At 39.3% G+C, this 20494-nt stretch carries 17 protein-coding genes; 12 read left to right on the plus strand and 5 right to left on the minus strand.

What is annotated here, in order from left to right; all coding sequences use genetic code 11:
• Window positions 1-61: 61 nt before the first annotated feature.
• Both QRD02_RS08885 and purH read right to left on the minus strand, forming a co-directional pair.
• Window positions 62-1090 (minus strand): rod shape-determining protein, encoded by a 1029-nt coding sequence (locus tag QRD02_RS08885; RefSeq protein ID WP_290254586.1) that lies wholly within the window; start codon window positions 1088-1090, stop codon window positions 62-64.
• A 64-nt stretch (window positions 1091-1154) separates the two neighbouring features.
• Window positions 1155-2687, minus strand: coding sequence for a bifunctional phosphoribosylaminoimidazolecarboxamide formyltransferase/IMP cyclohydrolase (gene purH / locus QRD02_RS08890; RefSeq protein WP_290254587.1), 1533 nt, complete (start codon window positions 2685-2687; stop codon window positions 1155-1157).
• A 187-nt stretch (window positions 2688-2874) separates the two neighbouring features.
• Between purH and QRD02_RS08895 the strand changes: the two genes are divergently transcribed.
• Window positions 2875-4131 carry an ABC transporter permease gene (locus QRD02_RS08895; RefSeq protein ID WP_290254780.1) on the plus strand — a complete coding sequence of 419 codons (1257 nt, stop codon included), beginning with the start codon at window positions 2875-2877 and terminating at the stop codon, window positions 4129-4131.
• Between the two features lie 154 nt (window positions 4132-4285).
• Here the strand turns inward: QRD02_RS08895 and QRD02_RS08900 are convergent, their stop codons facing one another.
• The gene (locus QRD02_RS08900; RefSeq protein WP_290254589.1) at window positions 4286-4741 is read right to left on the minus strand and encodes a GAF domain-containing protein; all 456 of its coding nucleotides are present in this window, start codon (window positions 4739-4741) and stop codon (window positions 4286-4288) included.
• A 98-nt stretch (window positions 4742-4839) separates the two neighbouring features.
• Between QRD02_RS08900 and xrtF the strand changes: the two genes are divergently transcribed.
• The 11 genes from xrtF to QRD02_RS08955 all read left to right on the plus strand — a co-directional run bounded on the left by xrtF (window position 4840) and on the right by QRD02_RS08955 (window position 18421).
• Window positions 4840-5385 (plus strand): exosortase family protein XrtF, encoded by a 546-nt coding sequence (gene xrtF / locus QRD02_RS08905; RefSeq protein WP_290254591.1) that lies wholly within the window; start codon window positions 4840-4842, stop codon window positions 5383-5385.
• Complete coding sequence (locus tag QRD02_RS08910; protein WP_290254592.1) at window positions 5382-5816, plus strand: exosortase F system-associated membrane protein; 435 nt, start codon at window positions 5382-5384, stop codon at window positions 5814-5816. The genes xrtF and QRD02_RS08910 overlap by 4 nt, the downstream gene beginning before the upstream one ends.
• Window positions 5817-5856: 40 nt before the next feature.
• Window positions 5857-6405, plus strand: a complete 549-nt coding sequence (locus tag QRD02_RS08915) for a DUF3347 domain-containing protein (protein WP_290254593.1) — start codon at window positions 5857-5859, stop codon at window positions 6403-6405.
• Window positions 6406-6459: 54 nt separating this feature from the next.
• The gene (locus QRD02_RS08920; protein ID WP_290254594.1) at window positions 6460-6879 is read left to right on the plus strand and encodes an HYC_CC_PP family protein; all 420 of its coding nucleotides are present in this window, start codon (window positions 6460-6462) and stop codon (window positions 6877-6879) included.
• A 109-nt stretch (window positions 6880-6988) separates the two neighbouring features.
• Entirely contained in the window at window positions 6989-9493 is a 2505-nt protein-coding gene (locus QRD02_RS08925) for a heavy metal translocating P-type ATPase (RefSeq protein ID WP_290254595.1), read from the plus strand.
• A gap of 5 nt (window positions 9494-9498) precedes the next feature.
• Window positions 9499-11733: a TonB-dependent receptor gene (locus tag QRD02_RS08930; protein WP_290254596.1), complete on the plus strand. Its 2235-nt coding sequence runs from the start codon at window positions 9499-9501 to the stop codon at window positions 11731-11733.
• Window positions 11734-11758: 25 nt separating this feature from the next.
• Window positions 11759-12124: a heavy-metal-associated domain-containing protein gene (locus QRD02_RS08935; RefSeq protein WP_290254597.1), complete on the plus strand. Its 366-nt coding sequence runs from the start codon at window positions 11759-11761 to the stop codon at window positions 12122-12124.
• An 80-nt stretch (window positions 12125-12204) separates the two neighbouring features.
• Complete coding sequence (locus QRD02_RS08940) at window positions 12205-12528, plus strand: four-helix bundle copper-binding protein (protein ID WP_290254598.1); 324 nt, start codon at window positions 12205-12207, stop codon at window positions 12526-12528.
• A gap of 330 nt (window positions 12529-12858) precedes the next feature.
• Entirely contained in the window at window positions 12859-13395 is a 537-nt protein-coding gene (locus tag QRD02_RS08945) for a DUF8685 domain-containing protein (protein ID WP_290254599.1), read from the plus strand.
• A gap of 371 nt (window positions 13396-13766) precedes the next feature.
• The gene (locus QRD02_RS08950; protein ID WP_290254600.1) at window positions 13767-16976 is read left to right on the plus strand and encodes a SusC/RagA family TonB-linked outer membrane protein; all 3210 of its coding nucleotides are present in this window, start codon (window positions 13767-13769) and stop codon (window positions 16974-16976) included.
• Window positions 16977-16987: 11 nt separating this feature from the next.
• Window positions 16988-18421 (plus strand): SusD/RagB family nutrient-binding outer membrane lipoprotein, encoded by a 1434-nt coding sequence (locus QRD02_RS08955; RefSeq protein WP_290254601.1) that lies wholly within the window; start codon window positions 16988-16990, stop codon window positions 18419-18421.
• A 157-nt stretch (window positions 18422-18578) separates the two neighbouring features.
• Here QRD02_RS08955 and QRD02_RS08960 read toward each other — a convergent pair whose 3' ends face one another.
• Together QRD02_RS08960 and QRD02_RS08965 are read right to left on the minus strand one after the other, a co-directional pair.
• On the minus strand, window positions 18579-19535 hold the full coding sequence (locus QRD02_RS08960) for a YpdA family putative bacillithiol disulfide reductase (RefSeq protein ID WP_290254602.1): 957 nt from the start codon (window positions 19533-19535) through the stop codon (window positions 18579-18581).
• Between the two features lie 13 nt (window positions 19536-19548).
• Window positions 19549-20460, minus strand: a complete 912-nt coding sequence (locus tag QRD02_RS08965) for an alpha/beta fold hydrolase (RefSeq protein ID WP_290254603.1) — start codon at window positions 20458-20460, stop codon at window positions 19549-19551.
• Window positions 20461-20494 lie beyond the last annotated feature (34 nt).

The following is a 20494-nucleotide window of genomic DNA, read 5'->3' on the forward strand; positions in this document are numbered from 1 at the left end:
AACGCCATAAATGGGCAACTAATTAAAGCCAAGGTTTTCAGTAAATAATGTTTTATAAATATTATTTGATCAACACGCTTTTATATTTGTTTAGGTTTTTTAAACATATTCCTGTTCCGCGAACTACCGCTCGCAAGGGATCCTCGGCAATGTAAACCGGAAGATCGGTTTTTTGGGATAATCTTTTATCAAGTCCCCGGAGCATCGACCCACCGCCGGCAAGGTAAATTCCTGTGTTGTAAATGTCGGCCGCAAGTTCGGGCGGAGTTTGGGAAAGCGTTTCCATCACTGCATCCTCAATGCGAAGGATGGATTTATCCAATGCTTTTGCAATTTCCCTATATGAAGTTTGTACCTGTTTCGGTTTTCCGGTAAGCAAATCGCGCCCTTGTACGTCCATTTCATCCGGTGGCAGTTCGAGATCTTCCGTGGCGGCGCCAATTTGTATTTTTATTTTTTCGGCAGTTCTTTCTCCCACATATAGGTTGTGCTGGGTTCGCATGTAATAAACAATATCGTTCGTAAATACGTCTCCCGCAATTTTTATGGATTTGTCGCACACTATTCCACCGAGAGCTATTACCGCAATTTCGGTGGTCCCGCCTCCTATGTCCACTACCATATTTCCTTTTGGTTGCATAATATCAACCCCAATTCCAATTGCCGCGGCCATTGGTTCATGAATCAAATAAACTTCTTTCCCATTAACGCGTTCCGCACTTTCCTTCACTGCTCGCATTTCTACTTCAGTGATTCCACTGGGAATACAAATAACCATTCTAAGGGAAGGTTTAAGCCATTTCTTTTTTAGCGCGGGAATGTCATTGATAAACATATTTATCATTTTCTCACTGGCGTCAAAATCTGCAATTACACCATCCTTAAGCGGGCGGATGGTTTTAATATTTTCGTGGGTTTTACCCTGCATCATAGCGGCTTCACGGCCCACGGCTATTATTTTTCCGGAGGTGCGGTCGCGTGCAACAATGGAGGGGGCGTCAACAACTACCTTGTCATTGTGGATAATTAGAGTGTTCGCAGTGCCAAGGTCAATGGCTATTTCTTCAGTCAGGAAGTCAAAAAATCCCATAGTTTAAGTTGGTGGTATTGAAGGTTAAGATGTTAGGTTTGGTTTTTAACAAATGTAATAAAATTTAATGCTTAAAATGACGGGTACCCGTAAATACCATCGCCATTTGGTGTTCGTTACAATAATCAATGCTCAATTGATCCTTTATGGAGCCTCCTGGCTGAATTACCGCGGTGATTCCTGCTTTGTGCGCAATTTCCACACAATCGGGAAATGGAAAAAAAGCATCGCTCGCCATCACGGCTCCTTCTAGATTGAAATTAAAGGATTTTGCTTTTTCTATAGCTTGCCGTAACGCATCAACACGGCTGGTTTGGCCAGTTCCGCTCGCGCAAAGTTGTTTTCCCTTTGCCAAAACAATGGTATTGCTTTTTGTGTGCTTGCAAATTTTTGATGCGAACCATAGGTCTTCTAACTCTGTGGAATTCGGTTTATTGTTTGTTGCGTACGTTAAAATTGCCGCACTGTCCGTAACCATATCCTTATCCTGCACCAATACGCCATTCAAGCACGTACGGACGGTAGTTTCGGGAAGTTCAATTTCTTTTTGGATTAATAAAATGCGGTTCTTTTTGCTTTCCAAAATTTCCTGTGCCGATACTGAAAAGGAGGGTGCAATTATCACTTCGCAGAAAAGGTCATTTATTTCCTTGGCAGTTGGTTCATCAATTTGGACATTGCTGATCAAAATGCCACCAAAAGCCGAAACGGGATCTCCCGCCAAAGCAGCCATATAAGCTTGTTGCACGGTTTCGCGTTGTGCAATTCCACACGCGTTGTTGTGTTTTAATATTGCGAAAGTGGGTGCTTCGCCTTTAAATTCGTTCATCAAATTTACAGCAGCATCTACGTCCAAAAGGTTGTTGTAGCTCAATTCCTTTCCGTGAAGTTTGGTAAACATTTCGTCAAAATTTCCGAAGAAATATCCTTTTTGGTGCGGATTTTCACCGTAGCGAAGTTCCTGCCCATTGGTTTGACTAATTTTATAAGCGGGCAATTTTTCTTCGGAATTGAAATAATTAAAAATTGCAGTATCGTAGTTTGAAGAATTATTAAAGGATTTAGCCGCAAAACGTTTCCGATCCTTCAGGGAAATTTCGCCATTTTTGGTGGAAATCAATTCTAAAAACTCTGCGTAATCGTCCACAGAGGAAACGCAAATGGTGTCCTTAAAATTCTTTGCTGCGGCACGAATCAAAGAGATTCCGCCGATGTCAATTTTTTCAATAATTTCCGCTTCCGAAGCGCCCGACGCAACGGTTTTTTCAAAGGGGTACAGATCAACAATTACGGCATCAATCTGCGGAATGTTGTATTGTGACATTTCCGCAACATCGCCTTCGTGATCCTGACGGTTCAAAATTCCACCGAAAACTTTTGGGTGGAGGGTCTTCACGCGACCGCCCAAAATGGAGGGGTAATCAGTTATATCCTCTACCGCAATTACTTCAATGCCAAGGTCGTTTATGAATTTTTCGGTGCCGCCGGTGGAGTAGATTTTTACGTTTTGCTCGTGCAATTTTTTTACTATCGGCTCGAGTCCATCTTTACTAAAAACAGAAATTAGGGCAGAAGTGATTTTTTTGGAATCGTTCATTATTAAAAATTAAGGAGCAAAAGTACATAATTGCACAGTAAATTTGTAACAGAACCCAAGAGAAAACGTCATACTTTTCATAATTTTATCAACGAGTTCAAAATTCAAAAGAACAACCCCTCGACTGCGCTCGGGGTGACCCGTTTAAAAATTGTTAATCGTAAAATCGTCAATCGCAAATCAAGGAATGTTAATTTATCTTCGAGTATTAAAGGAAAGTTTCAATTTTGCCATCAACGCCCTGCGCAACAACAAACTTCGCACCTTTCTTTCTTTGGTTGGGGTTACGATTGGCATTTTTTCCATTATTGCAGTTTTGGCGGCGGTTGATTCGCTGAAAAAAGAAATTGAGGGTAGCATTAGTGGATTGGACAACAGCACAATTATTATAATGCGTTTCAATTTTGGCCCAACAGATATTCCGCGCTGGAAATGGCAACAATTTCCTGATGTTACATTTGATGAGTATCAATATTTGGAGCGCAATACTCCGAATATTGAAGCGGCTACCTTCACACTAAATGTTCCAAATGAGAGCATAAAATATGAAACCAATCAAGTGGATAATGTCCCTATTGGCGCGGTTACGGACAGTTATTATTATATAGAAGCCTTGAAGCTATCCGAGGGAAGATTTTTTAATACTGCAGAATCAAATAGCGGTACAATGGTAGTGGTTTTGGGAGATGAAATTGCAGTACAGCTTTTTGGTAATGCGGCGTCGGCGATTGGAAAAGAGGTTCGCATATACGGAAGAAAATTCAATGTAATAGGAGTTTTGGAAAAGGAGGGAGCGGGGCTTTTCGGAAATTCAAAGGATACTTCCGTGTGGATGCCGGTAAATGTGGTGCGCCGAATTTATGGCGACAATAACAAACAGACGTTCCCCCAAATTGTAATAAAACCGGAAAAAGGGGTGGACGAAGCCGAATTTAAAGCCGTTTTGGACCAAAAACTTAGATTGAAGCGAGGGCTAAAACCTGATGAAACAAGTACCTTTTTCATAAATCAAATGCAGGGTTTTTCTGATTTTATTGATGAAATAACGGGAAGTATGAACGTAATCGGTTTGATAATCAGCGGATTTTCATTGTTGGTTGGCGGTTTCGGAATCGCGAATATTATGTTCGTAAGCGTCAAGGAGCGCACCAATCTTATTGGAATTCAAAAATCATTGGGCGCCAAAAACAAGTTTATTCTTTTCCAATTCTTGTTTGAAGCCGTGATTCTTGCGGTAATTGGCGGCTTGATTGGATTGTTTTTAGTGTTTGTAGTTTCAATAATTGCTTCCCAATTTACGGGCGATTTTGAGTTTGTACTTTCGCCTTGGAATCTTTTTGTTGGTACGGCAATTTCCGCAGCGATCGGTTTAATTTCGGGAATTCTTCCTGCTATTTCGGCTTCAAAACTGGACCCTGTGGAAGCGATACGCACGGGAATGTAAACTTTGAAAATTATAAATACCAAATCACAAATACCAAATTCCTAATAACGAAAAAAAATTACAAATTCCAGACTCTTGGTTGAATGTTCAGAATTTGGAAATTAAAAGTTTTGGAATTTGTGAAGAAGTTACATCTAATTTTTTCTTTGAAAAATTAAAGTACCATCGAAACTTCTTCATTCACCCATTCTAAAAACCGCTCATCTTCTTCAGAAAAGGGATCTTCCACGTGCGAATCAATATCGATTTGACCGATATTTTTTCCGTCTTTAAAAAGAGGAATCACAATTTCAGATTTTACAGTCAAACTGCATGCAATATAATTGTCTTGGGCTTTCACGTCCGGCACAACGAAATTCTTATTGCTCACCGCCACTTGCCCGCAAATGCCTTTTCCAAAGGGGATTACTGTGTGGTCGGTGGGTTTACCGGCAAAGGCTTTTAAATGGAGGGTTTTTTCAGCATCATTCGCAAAATAGAAACCAACCCAATCATAGTAGCCAATGGAAGATTGCAAGAGTTCGCAAATTTGCTTCAGGCGTTTTTCAAAAGGTTCATTCTTGTTTGCCAAAATGGTGGTTACCTTGGGCTGTAATTGGGAAAAGGACATATTTTACTGATCAATATTTCTTCGGCAAAAGTATTTTAAAACCATATCAAACCCCAAAAACAAATACTGTATTTTTGTTAAAAATGTAATTAACATCATTGCGAAAATTATTCTTGAAATATAAATCCGTAATTCGTTTTATATTCCTATTTCTGGGAACATATTTGCTGCTTGGAATTCTATATTCCATTTACTTAAAATTGTCGGAAACCGGCAGTTATTTTCCTGACCTTATTACAAATCTCGTAGCCAAACAGAGTGCGGCCCTGCTCGATAATTTTGGGTATAATTCTATCTTATATAAGGATTCTTTGAGCGAGGGAATGTTACTGACAATTGATAAGAAATACACTGTTAACATTGTGGAAGGTTGCAATGCCGTGAGTGTCATTATACTGTTTATAGCGTTTATCATTGCCTTTGCTGAAAAATTCAAAAAAACATTTCTATTTCTGTTTGCGGGATCGGTAATTATTTATGCTGTAAACATTCTTCGAATTGCCATACTTACTGTGGCATTGTATAAATTTCCTCAATACGAAAGCATGCTGCATTCCGTAGTTTTTCCCGGAATAATTTATAGCATGGTTTTCATTCTTTGGATGGTGTGGGTTTGGATGTTGAAACCAAAATCGCATCAATGAAAAGGCCTGTAAAATTAGGGTTTATCCTTGTGTGTGTAGGTTTTTTGGTATCCATACGCGCTTTTGAGAGTGATTTGTTTTATGATCCACTTTTGGATTTTTTCAAAATGGATTATAAATTTTTACCGCTGCCTGTAATGGATCAATTTAAATTGTTTTTGGGTGTTGCCATTCGTTTTTTGTTGAACACATTTATTTCTTTAATAATAATTTGGCTTGTTTTCGGGGAAAAGGAAATCGTAAAGCTCTCGGTATTTTTATATGTCGTTTTGTTTATAATTCTTTTTTCTTTTTTTTGCTTTCTAATAATTACTTCAGAAGGGACCACAGAACACTTTATTCTGTTTTACGTTCGACGATTCCTTATTCAACCTTTGTTTTTACTGCTGTTGTTGCCGGCATTTTATTTTCAGAAGTATAAAAGCAGATGAAATTTTAATACCTTTGTTTCCCAAAATTAATTTTAATACAATGAAAAAATTCTCGATTATTTTCTTCGCTCTTACTGCAATAATAATTTCGTCGTGTAAAGACGCATCCAAACAAACCGGGCCCGAAGTGGTTTCCGTGGACAATTCAGAACCCAAAACATACGAAATTGCCGCTACCGATGCCGAATTCAACAGCCCGGAAGTGGAGGCGATTTTCAAACAATATTTGCAGGTTGAAGCGGCGTTGGTAAATACCGATGCCACAAAAACAGCAGCCGAAGCATCCAAACTTGAATCTCTGTTGAAGGAGCAAAATGCCGACGAAACCCTTATAACTGCAACTTCCAAAATGGCTGCCTCGGATGATGTCAACGTGCAACGCGAAAATTTTGAAACGCTCAGCGCCGGCGTTGAGGTTATGTTACAGGGCGCTTTAAAATCCGGAACTCTCTACAAACAATATTGCCCAATGGCGTTCAACAACAAAGGCGCTTATTGGATTAGCAGCAGCAAGGATATTTTGAATCCTTATTTTGGCGACAAAATGCTAAAATGCGGTAGGGTGGATTCCGAAATTTCCGGTCAGTAATCATTATTCCAGCCATTTAGCAATTTGAAATAATATTCGTATTTTTGCGAAATAATGAAAAAAACCATTTCCATATTTCTTTCAATACTGATGCTGGCCAGCAGCTCCGGCATCGCGTATGCGCAGCATTTTTGCAGCGGAATGGAAATGATGGCTGAAATCACCCTCGGCCAAAAAATGCTTTCCTGCGGAATGGACGCTGAGGCACACAATTCAGATTGTGACGAAGAGTCTGAATATTCGCCTTCCCATGAATGCTGCGATAACCATTATACCGAAGTACAAATAGACGATAATTTCGCAAAAGCCTCGTTCGATTTAAAATTGAACAAATCTTTTGCAGCAACTTTCGTCTCTGTTTTTGTGTTGCAGGAAGTTGAAATCGCTTCCGCAGAAAAAACCTTCTTCGCGGATTACAGTCCGCCACCACTCGAACGGGATTTGAATATTCTGTACGAGACTTTCCTAATTTGATTAATACCTGCCCTTCGGCTTTGGCTCAGGCTAAACTCCGCCGGGTAACTCATGACTAAAACTCCAATTTTCTTCGGGGTAAGTACTCATATTTAATCAAATTTGAAAAATGAAACACACCTATAAAATTCACGGAATGACCTGCAACGGCTGCCGAAGCCATGTGGAAAAGACTTTAAGTGAAATTGAAGGCGTTTCCAAAGCATCGGTAAACCTTGAAAAAGCTGAAGCGGTTATTGAAATGGAAAATCACATTCCATTAAATGTTTTTGAAAAAGCATTGGAGGACGATGGAGGAAAGTACAGTATTTCGCTTCCCAATGATGCCGAAGCCGCAGAGAAACATCAAAAGAAAAAAGAGGAAAAACGAGCGAATCAAAATAGCTCGGGTACGTTTTATTGCCCTATGCACTGCGAAGGCGAGAAAACCTACGATAAACCCGGGGATTGCCCCGTTTGCGGAATGGATTTGGTGGAAGAGGTAAAAACTTCGGCTACCGCAACGCAATACACTTGCCCGATGCATCCGGAAGTTGTTCGCGATGAACCGGGCTCGTGCCCTATCTGCGGGATGGATTTAGTGCCGCAGGAAGCCGATGAATCTGCCGAAAATAAAACCTATAAAGCGTTGTTGAAAAAGTTTTGGATCGCAGTGGCTTTCACCGCTCCAATCTTTATAATAGCAATGTCCGAGATGATTCCAAACAATCCATTGTACGATTTAATGTCAATGAAATATTGGAATTGGATACAATTCGGCCTTTCAATCCCCGTGGTTTTTTACGCCACTTGGATGTTTTTTGAACGCGCATATCGCTCCATAAAAACCTGGAACCTGAATATGTTTACCCTAATCGGTATCGGTGCGGGAGTGGCTTGGGTTTTCAGCGTTTTTGGGATGTTGTTTCCAGATTTTTTCCCCCCACAATTTAAAACCCATATGGGAACCGTGCACGTTTATTTTGAGGCGGCAACTGTAATCCTCACCTTGGTTTTAATGGGGCAGGTTTTGGAAGCCCGCGCGCACAACCGAACCAATTCTGCAGTAAAGGAATTGCTAAAACTCGCGCCAAACAAAGCCGTGCGGATTGTTGACGGGAAGGAAGAAAACATCGCGATTGATAAAATTGAAGTTGGCGATAAACTCCGCGTAAAACCGGGAGAGAAAATTCCTGTGGACGGCAGCATTTTGGAAGGTGAAAGCTCCATCGACGAATCGATGATTACCGGCGAACCCGTTCCCGTTTCAAAAGCGGAGGGCGATAAGGTAAGTTCGGGCACCATAAACGGCAAACAGACTTTTGTAATGAAAGCCGAAAAAGTAGGCAGCGACACCCTGCTTTCGCAAATCATTGAAATGGTAAACAAAGCCAGCAGAAGCCGTGCGCCTATTCAAAAATTGGCCGATAAAATTTCCGGATGGTTTGTGCCAATTGTGGTCTTGGTTTCAATAATCACTTTTATAGTTTGGGCAGTTTTCGGTCCCGAACCGGCTTATGTTTATGCCTTGGTGAACGCAATTGCCGTTTTGATTATCGCGTGTCCGTGTGCCCTTGGGCTCGCCACGCCAATGTCTGTAATGGTGGGAGTGGGGAAGGGCGCCCAAAACGGGGTGCTCATTAAAAATGCCGAAGCGCTGGAGACACTCAACAAAATAGACGTTTTGATTATTGACAAAACCGGAACCATAACCGAAGGAAAACCTTCCGTTGAAAAAGTGGGCGCTGCCGAAGATTTTTCGGAAGAAAAAGTGCTTCAATATATTGTTTCGCTGAATCAAAACAGTGAACATCCATTGGCCGATGCTACCGTGAAATATGGAAAGGAGAAAAATTCCGAAGTACTAAAAACCACCGATTTCAATTCGGTTACCGGAAAAGGTGTAACGGGAAATATCAATGGAGAAAAGGTAGCACTCGGCAACGAAAAGATGATGCAGGAAGCGGGCGCAGACATTTCCGAAGTACTTCAAAAGCAAATTTCAGAAGAACAGAAAAAAGGCAAGACAGTACCGATGCTTTCCGTGGACGGAAAAGTGGTAGGTTACGTTGTGATTGCCGATAAAATAAAGAAAACCAGTAAAGCCGCCATCGCCGAGCTTCAGCAAAAAGGAATTGAAGTTATTATGCTCACTGGCGATAATCACGATACTGCAAAGGCCGTTGCTTCCGAATTAAATCTCGCCGATTTTAAAGCTGAAATGCTTCCGCAGAACAAATTGGAAGTAGTCGAAAAATTGCAGGCCGAAGGCAAAAAAGTAGCCATGGCCGGCGACGGAATAAACGATGCCCCCGCTTTGGCAAAAAGCGATGTGGGAATTGCGATGGGAACCGGAACCGATGTAGCGATAGAAAGTGCTGGCGTTACTCTAGTAAAAGGCGATCTGCACGGCATTGTGAAAGCGTTCCATTTAAGCGAAAAAGTAATGCGCAACATTAAGCAAAACCTGTTTTTCGCCTTGATCTATAACGTTCTCGGCGTGCCAATTGCCGCCGGGGTTCTCTATCCAGTTTTTGGGATATTATTATCACCGATGATTGCTGCACTGGCAATGAGTTTCAGTTCGGTTTCAGTTATTACTAATGCCCTGCGATTGCGCGGCGCAAAAATTTAAAAAAAATGAAAAATCTATTAATTATACTTTTTATACTTCCGCTTTGCGTTTTTTCACAGGAAAAAATAACGGGCACAATTACTGAAAATGTCAATAACGAAGAAGTTCCGCTTGGCGGGGCAAACATTTATTGGCTGGATACCCAAGTGGGAGCCGTAACAGATTTTGACGGTAATTTTGAATTGGAATATAAACCGGAATACAAAAAATTGGTCATCAGTTTTGTGGGTTATAAAACGGATACAATTTCGGTGAATTCTCCAATAAGGATTACACATTCCCTCACTTCAACCGCCAATCTTGATGAGGTTACGATCACGGCACGGCAAAAGGCCACGTCGCGTTCCTTCATCCAAGCTACCAATACGCTGAATGTAAGCAGCGCCGAACTTCTGAAAGCTGCCTGCTGTAATCTTGCGGAAAGTTTTGAAACCAATCCGTCAATTGATGTGAATTTTGCTGATGCCATCTCGGGAACTCGGCAGATAAAAATGTTGGGATTAACGAGTCCGTATATTTTAATTACTACTGAAAATGTGCCGAGTATTCGCGGCGCTTCGCAGGCGTATGGCTTGAGTTTTATTCCCGGTACCTGGGTTGAAAGCATCCAAATAACCAAAGGCGCAGGAAGCGTTACAAATGGTTTCGAGAGCATTGCGGGGCAGATTAATGCGGAACTGCAAAAACCAACCATGGACGACAAACTTTTTGTAAATGCCTACGGTGCCGGAAATGGCCGTTTTGAACTCAATACACATCTCAATACCAAATTAAGTGAACGTTGGAGTACCGGTCTTTATTTACATGGAAATCTTCGCGAGACAGAGTTTGATAAAAACGGAGATACTTTTCTCGATGCGCCATTGATGCAACAAGTGAACGTGATGAACCGTTGGCAGTATACCGACACCGAAAATGGTTATGTTGGGTTTTTCAATGTTCGCTATTTGAATGATGAAAAACAAACGGGGCAAACCTTTTTTGATGAAGATACGGATCGAGGAACTACAAATGCTTGGGGAAGTGAAATAAAAACCCATAGGTTTGACGTTTCTGGGAAATTTGGTTTTGTGAACCCGGATATTCCGTGGCGAAGTGGAGGCGTACAACTTGCCTATAGCCACCACAACCAACAATCCTATTTCGGTTTAAATGATTATAATATTCAACATAATAGTCTGTACGCAAATGTTATGTATAATTCCATAATCGGCGATTCGCGGAATAAAGTAAAAACTGGACTTAGCGCAACCTATGATGGTTATAAGGAGTTGGTTTTCACTGAAAACTTCAATCGTGTCGAGAATTCGGTGGGTGCATTTTTTGAATATAATTTTGACAATATGGGCGATCTTAATTTTACGGCCGGAATTCGCGCCGACGTGCACAATACGTTGGGGGCATTTCTTACGCCGCGTTTTCATTTGCGTTACACTCCGTGGGATAAATCGGCCTTTCGAATTTCTGCGGGCCGAGGAAAACGGAGCGCTAATATCTTTGCGGAAAACCAACAGCTTTTTGCAACTTCTCGCAACTTGAATATTTTTGGAAATGGCGGAAAAACTTATGGGCTTGATCCAGAGATTGCTTGGAATTATGGTGTTTCATTCATGCAAGGTTTCAATCTTTTCAATAGAAAGGCAGATATTACCGTGGACTTTTACCGAACCGATTTTGTAAACCAAATAGTTGTAGATTGGGAAAATCCTTCCGAAATAAATTTCTATAATTTGGAGGGTGAAAGTTATTCGAATAATTTTCAGGCCGAATTTAATTATAATGTTTTTAAACATTTTGATATGCGGCTAGCTTATAAATACTATGATGTGGAAACTACCTACCTAAGCGGGAAAAAAGTAACCCCGTTAACAGCAAACAATCGTTTTTTTGCTAATGCCTCATTTCAGACGCATCAGAATGCAAAAGGTGGAAACTGGAAGTTTGACGCAACCTTCAACTATTTGGGTGAACAACGGTTCGCCTCAACGGAAAGTTATTTGAACACAATTGGCCTTTCACAGTTCTCGCCTTCAGTTTCTACGTTGAATGCGCAGATTACTAAAGTTTTTTCCCCTAATTTTGAGCTGTATGTGGGCGGTGAAAACATTACCAACGTTACCCAGTCCAATCCAATTGTGGGGAGCGACAATCCTTTTGGAACGACTTTTGACACCACCTATGTTTACGGGCCTATTTTCGGCAGCTCATATTATGCCGGTTTGCGATATCGTATAAATTAATTTAAACTTTAAAATCAAAAATAAAATGAAGAAAATAATTGTAATTTTAGGAATACTCTTTATTGGAGCAACGGGTTTCGCCCAAAACAAAAACGCCAAGGCCACTATTGAAGTTGATGGCGTTTGCGGTATGTGTAAGGATCGAATTGAAAAAGCTTCCATTCAGGCTAAAGGTGTTAAGTCTGCAAGCTGGAATGTGGATACCCATCAATTGGATTTAATCTATAATGAAGGAAAAACAGATTTAACCACCATTCAACAAAGCATTGCGGACAGCGGCCACGATACACAAGATATAAAGGCAAAAGATGAGGTTTACAATGCTATTGACCCCTGCTGTAAATATCGCGATCCACAGGTTGTTGATGACCATAAAAATGGCGCCGAGTAATAATTGCTAATTTTTATAATTTTTTTAATATTCTTTGGCGCCTAGAATTATTAATTTGAATTTCATAAAAATTATATATTATGAAAAATGAAAGATTAATACACGCGCTCGGCAATTGCATTAACCATTGTAACTATTGTGCCGATGCGTGTTTGGATGAAGAGAATGTAAAAATGATGGTAAATTGCATACGGATCGATAGGGTATGCGCAGAAGTTTGCAGCACATTAAATCAGCTTTTAGCAACAAATTTCAATGATGTAAAAGATTTGGTTAGCTATTGCGAAAAAATTTGCAATATGTGCGCTGATGAATGTGAAAAACACGAGCACCAACATTGTAAGGATTGCGCCGAGGCCTGTCGAAATTGTGCAAATGAATGCCGTCAATTTATGGCTGCCTAAAAAGATGATGTTAAATTTTACCCAAGCAGGGAATAATTTAACAATAGCTGCTTTTAACTTTACGGTATAAACCAAAAAATAATTGTTATGCCACAGAAACAGCAAGACAAAAAGCCTCAGGCCACAAAGGCCGATCCTAAAAAACAGGATTCTAAAAAGGCTCCAAAACCTGCTCCTAAAAAGAAGTAGTTTTTGATTGGTCAGAATTTAATGGCCAAGAGAACCATCCAAACAAAAATGTTTGGATGGTTTTTTGTTTAAAGGCATTGAAGTTATTCATGGCTTGATAAAATCATTTTTCTATTTTTACCTTCCAAAATAATATTAAAGATGAAACAAATTTTAGGAATAGGTTCCCGTATTGAACATCCAAATTACGGTAAAGGTGTAGTTACAAACGTTACAGCAAAAATGTATTGGGTCACATTTATAGAAAATGGATTGGAAACCATAGCGACGGATGAGGATTTTGAAATAATTGAGGCGGCCGAAGATGAAGTGGATACCGTTAGTTTTTACGAAGTTGAAAAGAGCCTCCGTGATATTCTTAAAAAATGGAACGGTTTCAGTGAAATTGTACCAATAGCAGATAAATGGAAGGGAGGCACGATGGTCTTAAACCCAGCGGATAAAAACTTGGCATCAAAAGAAATTCCTATTGACACTTTTTTTCATAAAATAGTAATGGTTCGCGATAGGCTTCGCGTGATGGAGCAAAAAATAAATGCCTCGAAAGGGTTAGCGGAACAGGATAAGATAGACCTGCAACAATATATTACTCGTTGTTATGGTAGTTTAACCACATTTAATGTACTATTCAAAAATTCTTCACAACAATTCAAAGGAGAAAAGGGGACCAAAGAATAAACTTATAAATCGTATAAAAATATTAGATTGATTTGATGGAATGTATGTTCGGGTTATAAGAAATTTCCCGCATTGCTAAAATCAAGAATCTGTTTTAATAGCCCATTTTTCGTGATGTACGGGAAATGTTAATAATCTGTGAGAAATTTTTTTCCATTTTTTTTAATGCCTCTAGTTTCTATACATAATTTAAGGGCCTTTCAAAAACATAAGAAAACCAAGGGTTTGCAAAAATTTTGGTTAAATAACCTACTCTGACGTAGGTTTTAATTTAACTTTTTGATAAAATTTTCATAATCTACTTTCATTAAAAGTTGGAATTGTAAGATTTTATTGGCACTTTTGGGGTGCTAATTCAAACAAACAAAAAAATGAAAACAAAGTTTAGTGGAATTTTGACGCTATTATTAGTGTTGATTGTGCAGCTCGCTTTTGCACAGGAAAAAACGATTTCCGGAACGGTGACCGATGACACGGGTCTGCCGCTTCCTGGAGTTAACATAATTATAAAGGGTACGAGTACTGGAACGCAGTCTGATTTTGATGGTAACTATACCATTGAGGCTGCCGAGGGACAAACACTTGTATATAGTTATGTAGGTTTTGATACCCAAGAGATAGCTGTTGGGGCATCAAATAGGATGGATGTTACTATGCAGGCTGGATCTGTTCTGGACGAAGTGGTAGTAACTGCATTGGGTATTTCCCGTGAAAAACAATCATTGGGATATTCTACGCAGCAAGTAGCAGGTGAAGAATTGGCTACGGTAAAAACCAACAACTTTACCAATGCTTTGTCTGGTAAAGTTGCCGGTCTTCAAATTAGAAGAAACAACAACTTCGGTGGATCGACCAACGTTATTATTAGAGGTATTACTTCTTTAACTGGTGATAACCAAGCGTTATTTGTTGTGGACGGAGTGCCGATCAGTAACTTAAACACCAATAATCCTAACCAGAAGAATTCTTCTGCTGGTAACTATTATGATTATGGTAATGCTGCTGCAGACATCAACCCAGACGACATTGAATCTGTAAACGTACTTAAAGGTGCTGCTGCATCTGCACTTTACGGATCACGCGCTGGTAACGGTGTAATCATTATCACAACTAAAAAAGGTAAAAAGACAAAAGGTTTGGGAGTGACAATCAACTCCAATGCTCAAGTTGGTTTTGTTGACAAGAGCACTTTTGCTGAATACCAGTCAAATTATGGAGCTGGTTACGGTGGTCAAGTTTTTACCTCTGAGGATGTTGATGGAGATGGTATAAATGATGTGGTTTCCAACTATCTTGATGATGCATCTTATGGACCTTTCTTTGATGGTCGATTGATCTATCAGTGGGATTCATTTGACCCAGCTTCACCAAATTATTTAAAAAGAACTCCTTGGGTGAATTCTCCTAATGGACCTATTACTTTCTTTGAAACGCCAATTACGCTAACTAACTCTATCTCTATTTCAAATGGAATGGAAAAAGGGTCTTACCGTATGTCTTATACTAAATTGGACCAGTCTGGATTAATGCCAAATAGCCAGATTGACCGACACAACTTTATCTTTAGTGGTAACTTTGAAATGTCCGACAGAATGACCGCAAGTGGTTTTGCCAATTATATTAAAACTGAGGCATTAGGCCGTAATTCTACTGGTTATAATGATAACGTAGTAGGTAACTTTAAGCAATGGTGGCAAACCAACGTTGACATTAAGAAGCAATGGGAAATTTATAATAACACCAAGAGAAATATTGGCTGGAACCCAGGTTCATCAGCTCCGGGAACAAGTCCTATTTATTGGGATAACCCATATTGGACCCGTTACGAAAACTATCAAAATGATAGCAGAAGCCGTTTCTTAGGTAACTTTGAATTAAACTATAAGTTAGCTGATTGGGTAAATGTAACAGGTCGAGTTGCAACTGATACTTATAATGAGCAACAAGAAGAAAGAAGAGCTGTGGGATCTGTACCTACAACTTTCGGAATTACAAGAGGAAATGTTGATTCTGGATATCTTCGACGTGACATAACTGTAACTGAAACGAACTATGATTTAATGTTCAATTTCGATGCTGATATTTCAGAAAGCATTAGTCTTGCAGGTATATTGGGAACAAACATTAGAAGAGATGAATTCAATTCTATTACGAATTCTACTGCTGGAGGTTTGGTTGTTCCAAATCTTTACTCTATTCAAAACTCGAGAAATGATATTCCTAAATCACAGGAAGTTGCACAAAAAAGAGGTGTGGATGGTGTATATGCCAGTGCCTCTCTAGGTTTTGGAAACGTAGTATATTTGGACGGAACGATTCGTAGAGATGATTTCTCAACGCTTCCGGATGAGGAGAGTGCTTTCTACTATCCTTCTGTATCGACAAGCTTCGTGTTCAGCAAATTGATGAACGTAGATGCTATTTCTTTCGGTAAACTTCGTTTGAACTACGCTAAAGTAGGTAATGGTGCACCGCCAGATAAGTTGTTTGATACCTATGTAATCAATACCGATACTGGTACTTCAGTTCCAAGTATATCAAATAACCCGAACTTGAGACCAGAATTTACAACAAGTTATGAAGCAGGTCTTGAAATGCGTTTCGCAAACAACCGTGTAGGTTTTGACTTCTCTTACTATAAAGCAAATTCAGAAGACCAAATTGTTGAGGTGCCTATTGCTGAATCAACTGGTTCATCAAGAAAATTGTTGAACGCGGGTGAAATCGAAAACAGAGGTTTTGAATTCTCATTGAATGCAACTCCGGTAAAAACTGATAATTTCAGCTGGATGCTTAATGGAAACTTTACCAAAAACGAGAGTGAGGTAATCGCTCTTCCTGAAGGAGTTGAAGTTTTCCAGCTTGCTACTTACCAAGGTGGTGTGAAAATCAATGCTGTTCCGGGAGAACCTTATGGTGTAATTTATGGAGCTGATTACGTTTATAACGATAATGGTCAGAGAGTTGTTGGTGCAAATGGTAGATATTTAAAGACCGGACCAAATGAGAAAATTGGAGATACCAACCCAGATTGGTTGATGGGTATAACCAATACCTTAAATTATAAGTCTTGGTCGTTCAGCTTTTTGATTGATGTTCAACAAGGTGGATCTGTATTCTCATTGGATCAATACTACGGTCAGGCTACTGGTCTTTACGTAGATACTGATTATATAAATGACTTGGGCAATCCTGTAAGAAATACTATTGAAAATGGTGGTGGATTTATCAATCCAGGCGTTCTTGAAGATGGAACTACAAATACCATTAGAGTAGATGCTTCGGAATTCGGACAATTTGGTTATGCGGCTTACCCACAATCAGAGTTTGTTTATGATGCAAGCTATGTAAAACTTCGTCAAGCGTCGTTAAGCTACACCTTGCCGTCAAAATTCCTTGACAATACCTTTATGACAGGCCTTCAGTTCACACTAACTGGTTCTAACCTTTGGATAATCGATAAAAATGTACCATATGCTGATCCAGAATCTGGTTTGAGCTCAGGTAACTCTCAAGGATATATCACAGGTTCGTTGCCAACAACCCAAGATTATGGGTTTAACATTAAAGCACAATTTTAATAAATAGAAAAATGAAGAAACTGATATTAATATTAACAGCGGCCGTTTTCGCCGTCTCTTGTTCAGACAACCTAGAGGATCTGAACCAGAATATAAAAGACCCTACTCAAGTAAGTGGTGAAAGTTTATTCGCTTCTGCTGAAAAGCAGCTTGCGGACCAAATCACAACGCCAAACGTAAACCTTAACAATACAAGATTGTGGGTGCAGCACTGGCAGGAAACTACTTATCCTGATGAAAGTAACTATGATCAATCCACACGCCCTATTCCAGATAACCACTGGAGAGAAATGTACAGAGATGTGTTAAGAGATCTTAAGGAAGCTAGCAAGAATATCGAAGCTGCCGACAATGACATAACTAATCCTTTGAAGCCAAATAAGCTGGCTATTATTGAAGTTTTGAATGTTTATACTTGGAGCAATTTGGTAGAAACCTATGGAAATATACCATATTCTGAAGCTTTAGATATTGAAAACACTCTACCGAAGTACGATGATGCTATGACAATTTACAAAGACTTGCTTGTACGTTTAACTGCTGCAATCAATTCAATGGATACTAGCAAAGGAAGTTTTGATGGAGATGTAGAAAAAATTTACGCCGGCGACATGACTTCTTGGAAAAAGTTTGCTAATACTCTAAAATTAAGAATGGGTATCGTTCTTGCTGATGCAGATGCTGCAACCGCAAAAGCAGCAGTTGAATCTGCAGTTGCTTCGGGTGTATTCACTAGCAATGCAGATGATGCGGGCTATGCTTACACTTCTCCTCCAAACGGAAATCCATTGAATGATAACTTGGTTTTGAGCAATCGTAATGACTATGTTGCAGGAAAGACTATTATCGATTTAATGAACAATTTGGAAGATCCGCGTAGAGCTGCTTATTTTACTGACGTTGACGGTGAATACATTGGTGGTGTAATTGGTGACCAAACTGTATATTCAGATTACAGCCACGTAACACCAGATATTTTAAATAGTGATTATCCAGGATGGTTCCTTCAATATGCCGAAACAGAATTCCTATTGGCTGAGGCAGCTGCAAGAGGCTTTAATGTTGGTGGTAGCGCTGAAAGCCACTATATCGCAGGAATTACTGCTTCTTTCGATTTCTGGGGTATTGATGGGGTAGCTGATTATCTTGCTAATCCAGAAGTAGCTTATGATAGCGTTAATTGGAAAGAATCAATCGGTACTCAAGCGTGGTTAGCATTATACAACCGTACGTTCGCTTCTTGGTTGTCAGTTAGACGTTTGGACTATCCAGTTCTAGTTGAGCCAATCAATGCTGAGTCTGGCTATCCAGTTCGTTATCCTTATCCGGTTAGCGAAATTAACTTGAACCCAACCAATTATGAGCAAGCTGCTAGTGCAATTGGTGGCGATGCTACAGAAACTAGACTTTTCTGGGATAAATTTGATAACACTTGGGGCTTTTAATCATAAGTCCAAAGTAATTATATAAGAAAATCCCCGGTAGTAATACCGGGGATTTTTTTTATACATATTTGCTGACAACATTTTTAGAAATTTCCTATCGTTCCCAAACTCTGGCTTTCCGAAATTACTTAACCCTGGGAAATTTATATCAAAATTTCTAGATTTTTGATTTAATGTGATTCACAATTAGTTTTGCGTGTTCTCGAGAATTTTCAATAAACCATTTGTGCGTTTCCAAGCCTCCGCAAATTACTCCCCCCAGATAAATACCTTTAACATTTGTCTCCATTGTACTGGGATTGTAGTAGGGTGATTTACCTGCATCTTGACTTAATGTAATGCCGAGATTTTCTAAAAATTTAAAATGAGGTTTGTATCCCGTCAACGCTATAACAAAATCATTTTTTAATAATTCCAACCCATTGGGTGTTTTTATTGTAATCGCTTCATCCTTTATTTCAACTATTTCTGAATTGAAATAAGCCTTAATGCTGCCTTCCTTTATTCGATTTTCTATATCTGGCCTCACCCAATATTTCACCCGTTCGCCAATGGTTGCTCCTTTAATTATCATAGTGACCTCTCCGGCCTTTCTGTATATTTCCAGGGCTGCATCTACCGCAGAATTACTTGCGCCTACAACAGCCACTTTTTGCATTATGAATGGATGGGCTTCCTTATAATAATGCATTACTTTCGGCAATGCTTCCCCAGGTATGTGCAATAGGTTCGGAATATCGTAAAAGCCGGTGCAAACTATTAGATTTTTCGTACTATAATTTTTTTTATTCGAGGTTACTTTGAAATAATTTCCCTGTTTTTCCACGGAAAGAATTTTTTCATATAAATTAATTTGAAGTCGATTTGACACTGCCACACGCCGATAATATTCCAGTGCCTCATTACTTGTGGGTTTTGGATTGTTGCTTATAAAGGGGATGCCGTCAATTTCCAATTTTTCCGAAGTTGAAAAAAATGTCATATTCAGTGGGTAGTTGAAAATGGAATTGGTTAGCGCTCCTTTTTCGACTACAATATAGCGCAATCCCTTTTTCTTGCATTCCAAAGCGCAGGCAATTCCTATAGGGCCTGCACCTATTATTAAAACATCCATTAAATTTTCCAAATCAGTTCTTATTATTTATTGATTTTAAAAATTGTCCAGTTTCCGAAAAAAATTTTTCCTTTTCTTCCAACCATCCATAATGTCCACTTTCTTCGAAGATTATTAATAGAGAATTTGAAAGTATTATTTTGGCGTTTTTTGCAATTTCAATCGGGACAATATCATTCGCTCCGTGCAGTAGTATAACGGGGTTTTTATAGCTTGCCATTTCCTTGGTTACGTTAAATGGCATTTTTTGAAGGTCTTCCCATACAAGATTGTTAATTTGACTATTTCCTTGCGTCAACCGGGCTGCAATTGTTGGAACATATTTTTTATTGTATAAATAGGCAGGAGCTAGAAATAAGCCTCTTTTTAATCTTGTTTGATAGGAGTTATCGCCATTCAATATTTTATTCTCGTAATGTAAAAGTGAATCCTGTTGGGGCTGGCTTAACCTTTCCCTTGTGTTTAAAGTTGAAAGAAAAGCAAGATTCATTCCTCCCGAAGAAGATTGTATCATGGCTTCCACCCGTTTTGGAAATTTTGAAGCATAATAATATGCCAACATCCCGCCGAAAGAATGTCCCATGATTATCCAACTTTCAAGCTGCAGATGTTCACGAAGAACTTCAATATCTTCCACCATTAAATCCATCGTTATGGTGGATTTATTTATTTTATTAATAGTGGAAAGGCCTGTGCCGCGTTGATCGTATAGTATTGTTTGATTATTTTTGGAAAGTTCGGTCGCCAATTGCACAAACCCTTCACTGCTCATTCCCGGACCACCATTGATGATTAAGATTGGCTTACCCTTACCAAAGGTTTGATAATGGATTTTTGAATCTGACCGGAAAATATAGTTATGTTGCTGCGAAAAGAATGTTTGATTCAGAATCAGAAAAAAGAATAGTACAATTATTTTTCTCATCTTCCGGAAATTGATTTCGACCAATATCGATATG

It is taken from the genome of Aequorivita aurantiaca (assembly GCF_030410135.1).
GTDB lineage: Bacteria > Bacteroidota > Bacteroidia > Flavobacteriales > Flavobacteriaceae > Aequorivita > Aequorivita aurantiaca.

Excerpts from the sequence above, each read along its gene's own strand:
- QRD02_RS08935 (WP_290254597.1), top strand. The coding sequence starts at position 11,759 with ATGAAGAAAATAATTGTAATTTTAGGAATACTCTTTATTGGAGCAACG.
- QRD02_RS08965 (WP_290254603.1), bottom strand. The coding sequence starts at position 20,460 with ATGAGAAAAATAATTGTACTATTCTTTTTTCTGATTCTGAATCAAACA.
- QRD02_RS08920 (WP_290254594.1), top strand. The coding sequence starts at position 6,460 with ATGAAAAAAACCATTTCCATATTTCTTTCAATACTGATGCTGGCCAGC.
- QRD02_RS08930 (WP_290254596.1), top strand. The coding sequence starts at position 9,499 with ATGAAAAATCTATTAATTATACTTTTTATACTTCCGCTTTGCGTTTTT.
- QRD02_RS08915 (WP_290254593.1), top strand. The coding sequence starts at position 5,857 with ATGAAAAAATTCTCGATTATTTTCTTCGCTCTTACTGCAATAATAATT.
- QRD02_RS08925 (WP_290254595.1), top strand. The coding sequence starts at position 6,989 with ATGAAACACACCTATAAAATTCACGGAATGACCTGCAACGGCTGCCGA.
- QRD02_RS08900 (WP_290254589.1), bottom strand. The coding sequence starts at position 4,741 with ATGTCCTTTTCCCAATTACAGCCCAAGGTAACCACCATTTTGGCAAAC.
- QRD02_RS08955 (WP_290254601.1), top strand. The coding sequence starts at position 16,988 with ATGAAGAAACTGATATTAATATTAACAGCGGCCGTTTTCGCCGTCTCT.
- QRD02_RS08960 (WP_290254602.1), bottom strand. The coding sequence starts at position 19,535 with ATGGATGTTTTAATAATAGGTGCAGGCCCTATAGGAATTGCCTGCGCT.
- QRD02_RS08910 (WP_290254592.1), top strand. The coding sequence starts at position 5,382 with ATGAAAAGGCCTGTAAAATTAGGGTTTATCCTTGTGTGTGTAGGTTTT.
- QRD02_RS08940 (WP_290254598.1), top strand. The coding sequence starts at position 12,205 with ATGAAAAATGAAAGATTAATACACGCGCTCGGCAATTGCATTAACCAT.
- QRD02_RS08945 (WP_290254599.1), top strand. The coding sequence starts at position 12,859 with ATGAAACAAATTTTAGGAATAGGTTCCCGTATTGAACATCCAAATTAC.
- QRD02_RS08950 (WP_290254600.1), top strand. The coding sequence starts at position 13,767 with ATGAAAACAAAGTTTAGTGGAATTTTGACGCTATTATTAGTGTTGATT.
- QRD02_RS08885 (WP_290254586.1), bottom strand. The coding sequence starts at position 1,090 with ATGGGATTTTTTGACTTCCTGACTGAAGAAATAGCCATTGACCTTGGC.
- QRD02_RS08895 (WP_290254780.1), top strand. The coding sequence starts at position 2,875 with ATGTTAATTTATCTTCGAGTATTAAAGGAAAGTTTCAATTTTGCCATC.
- purH (WP_290254587.1), bottom strand. The coding sequence starts at position 2,687 with ATGAACGATTCCAAAAAAATCACTTCTGCCCTAATTTCTGTTTTTAGT.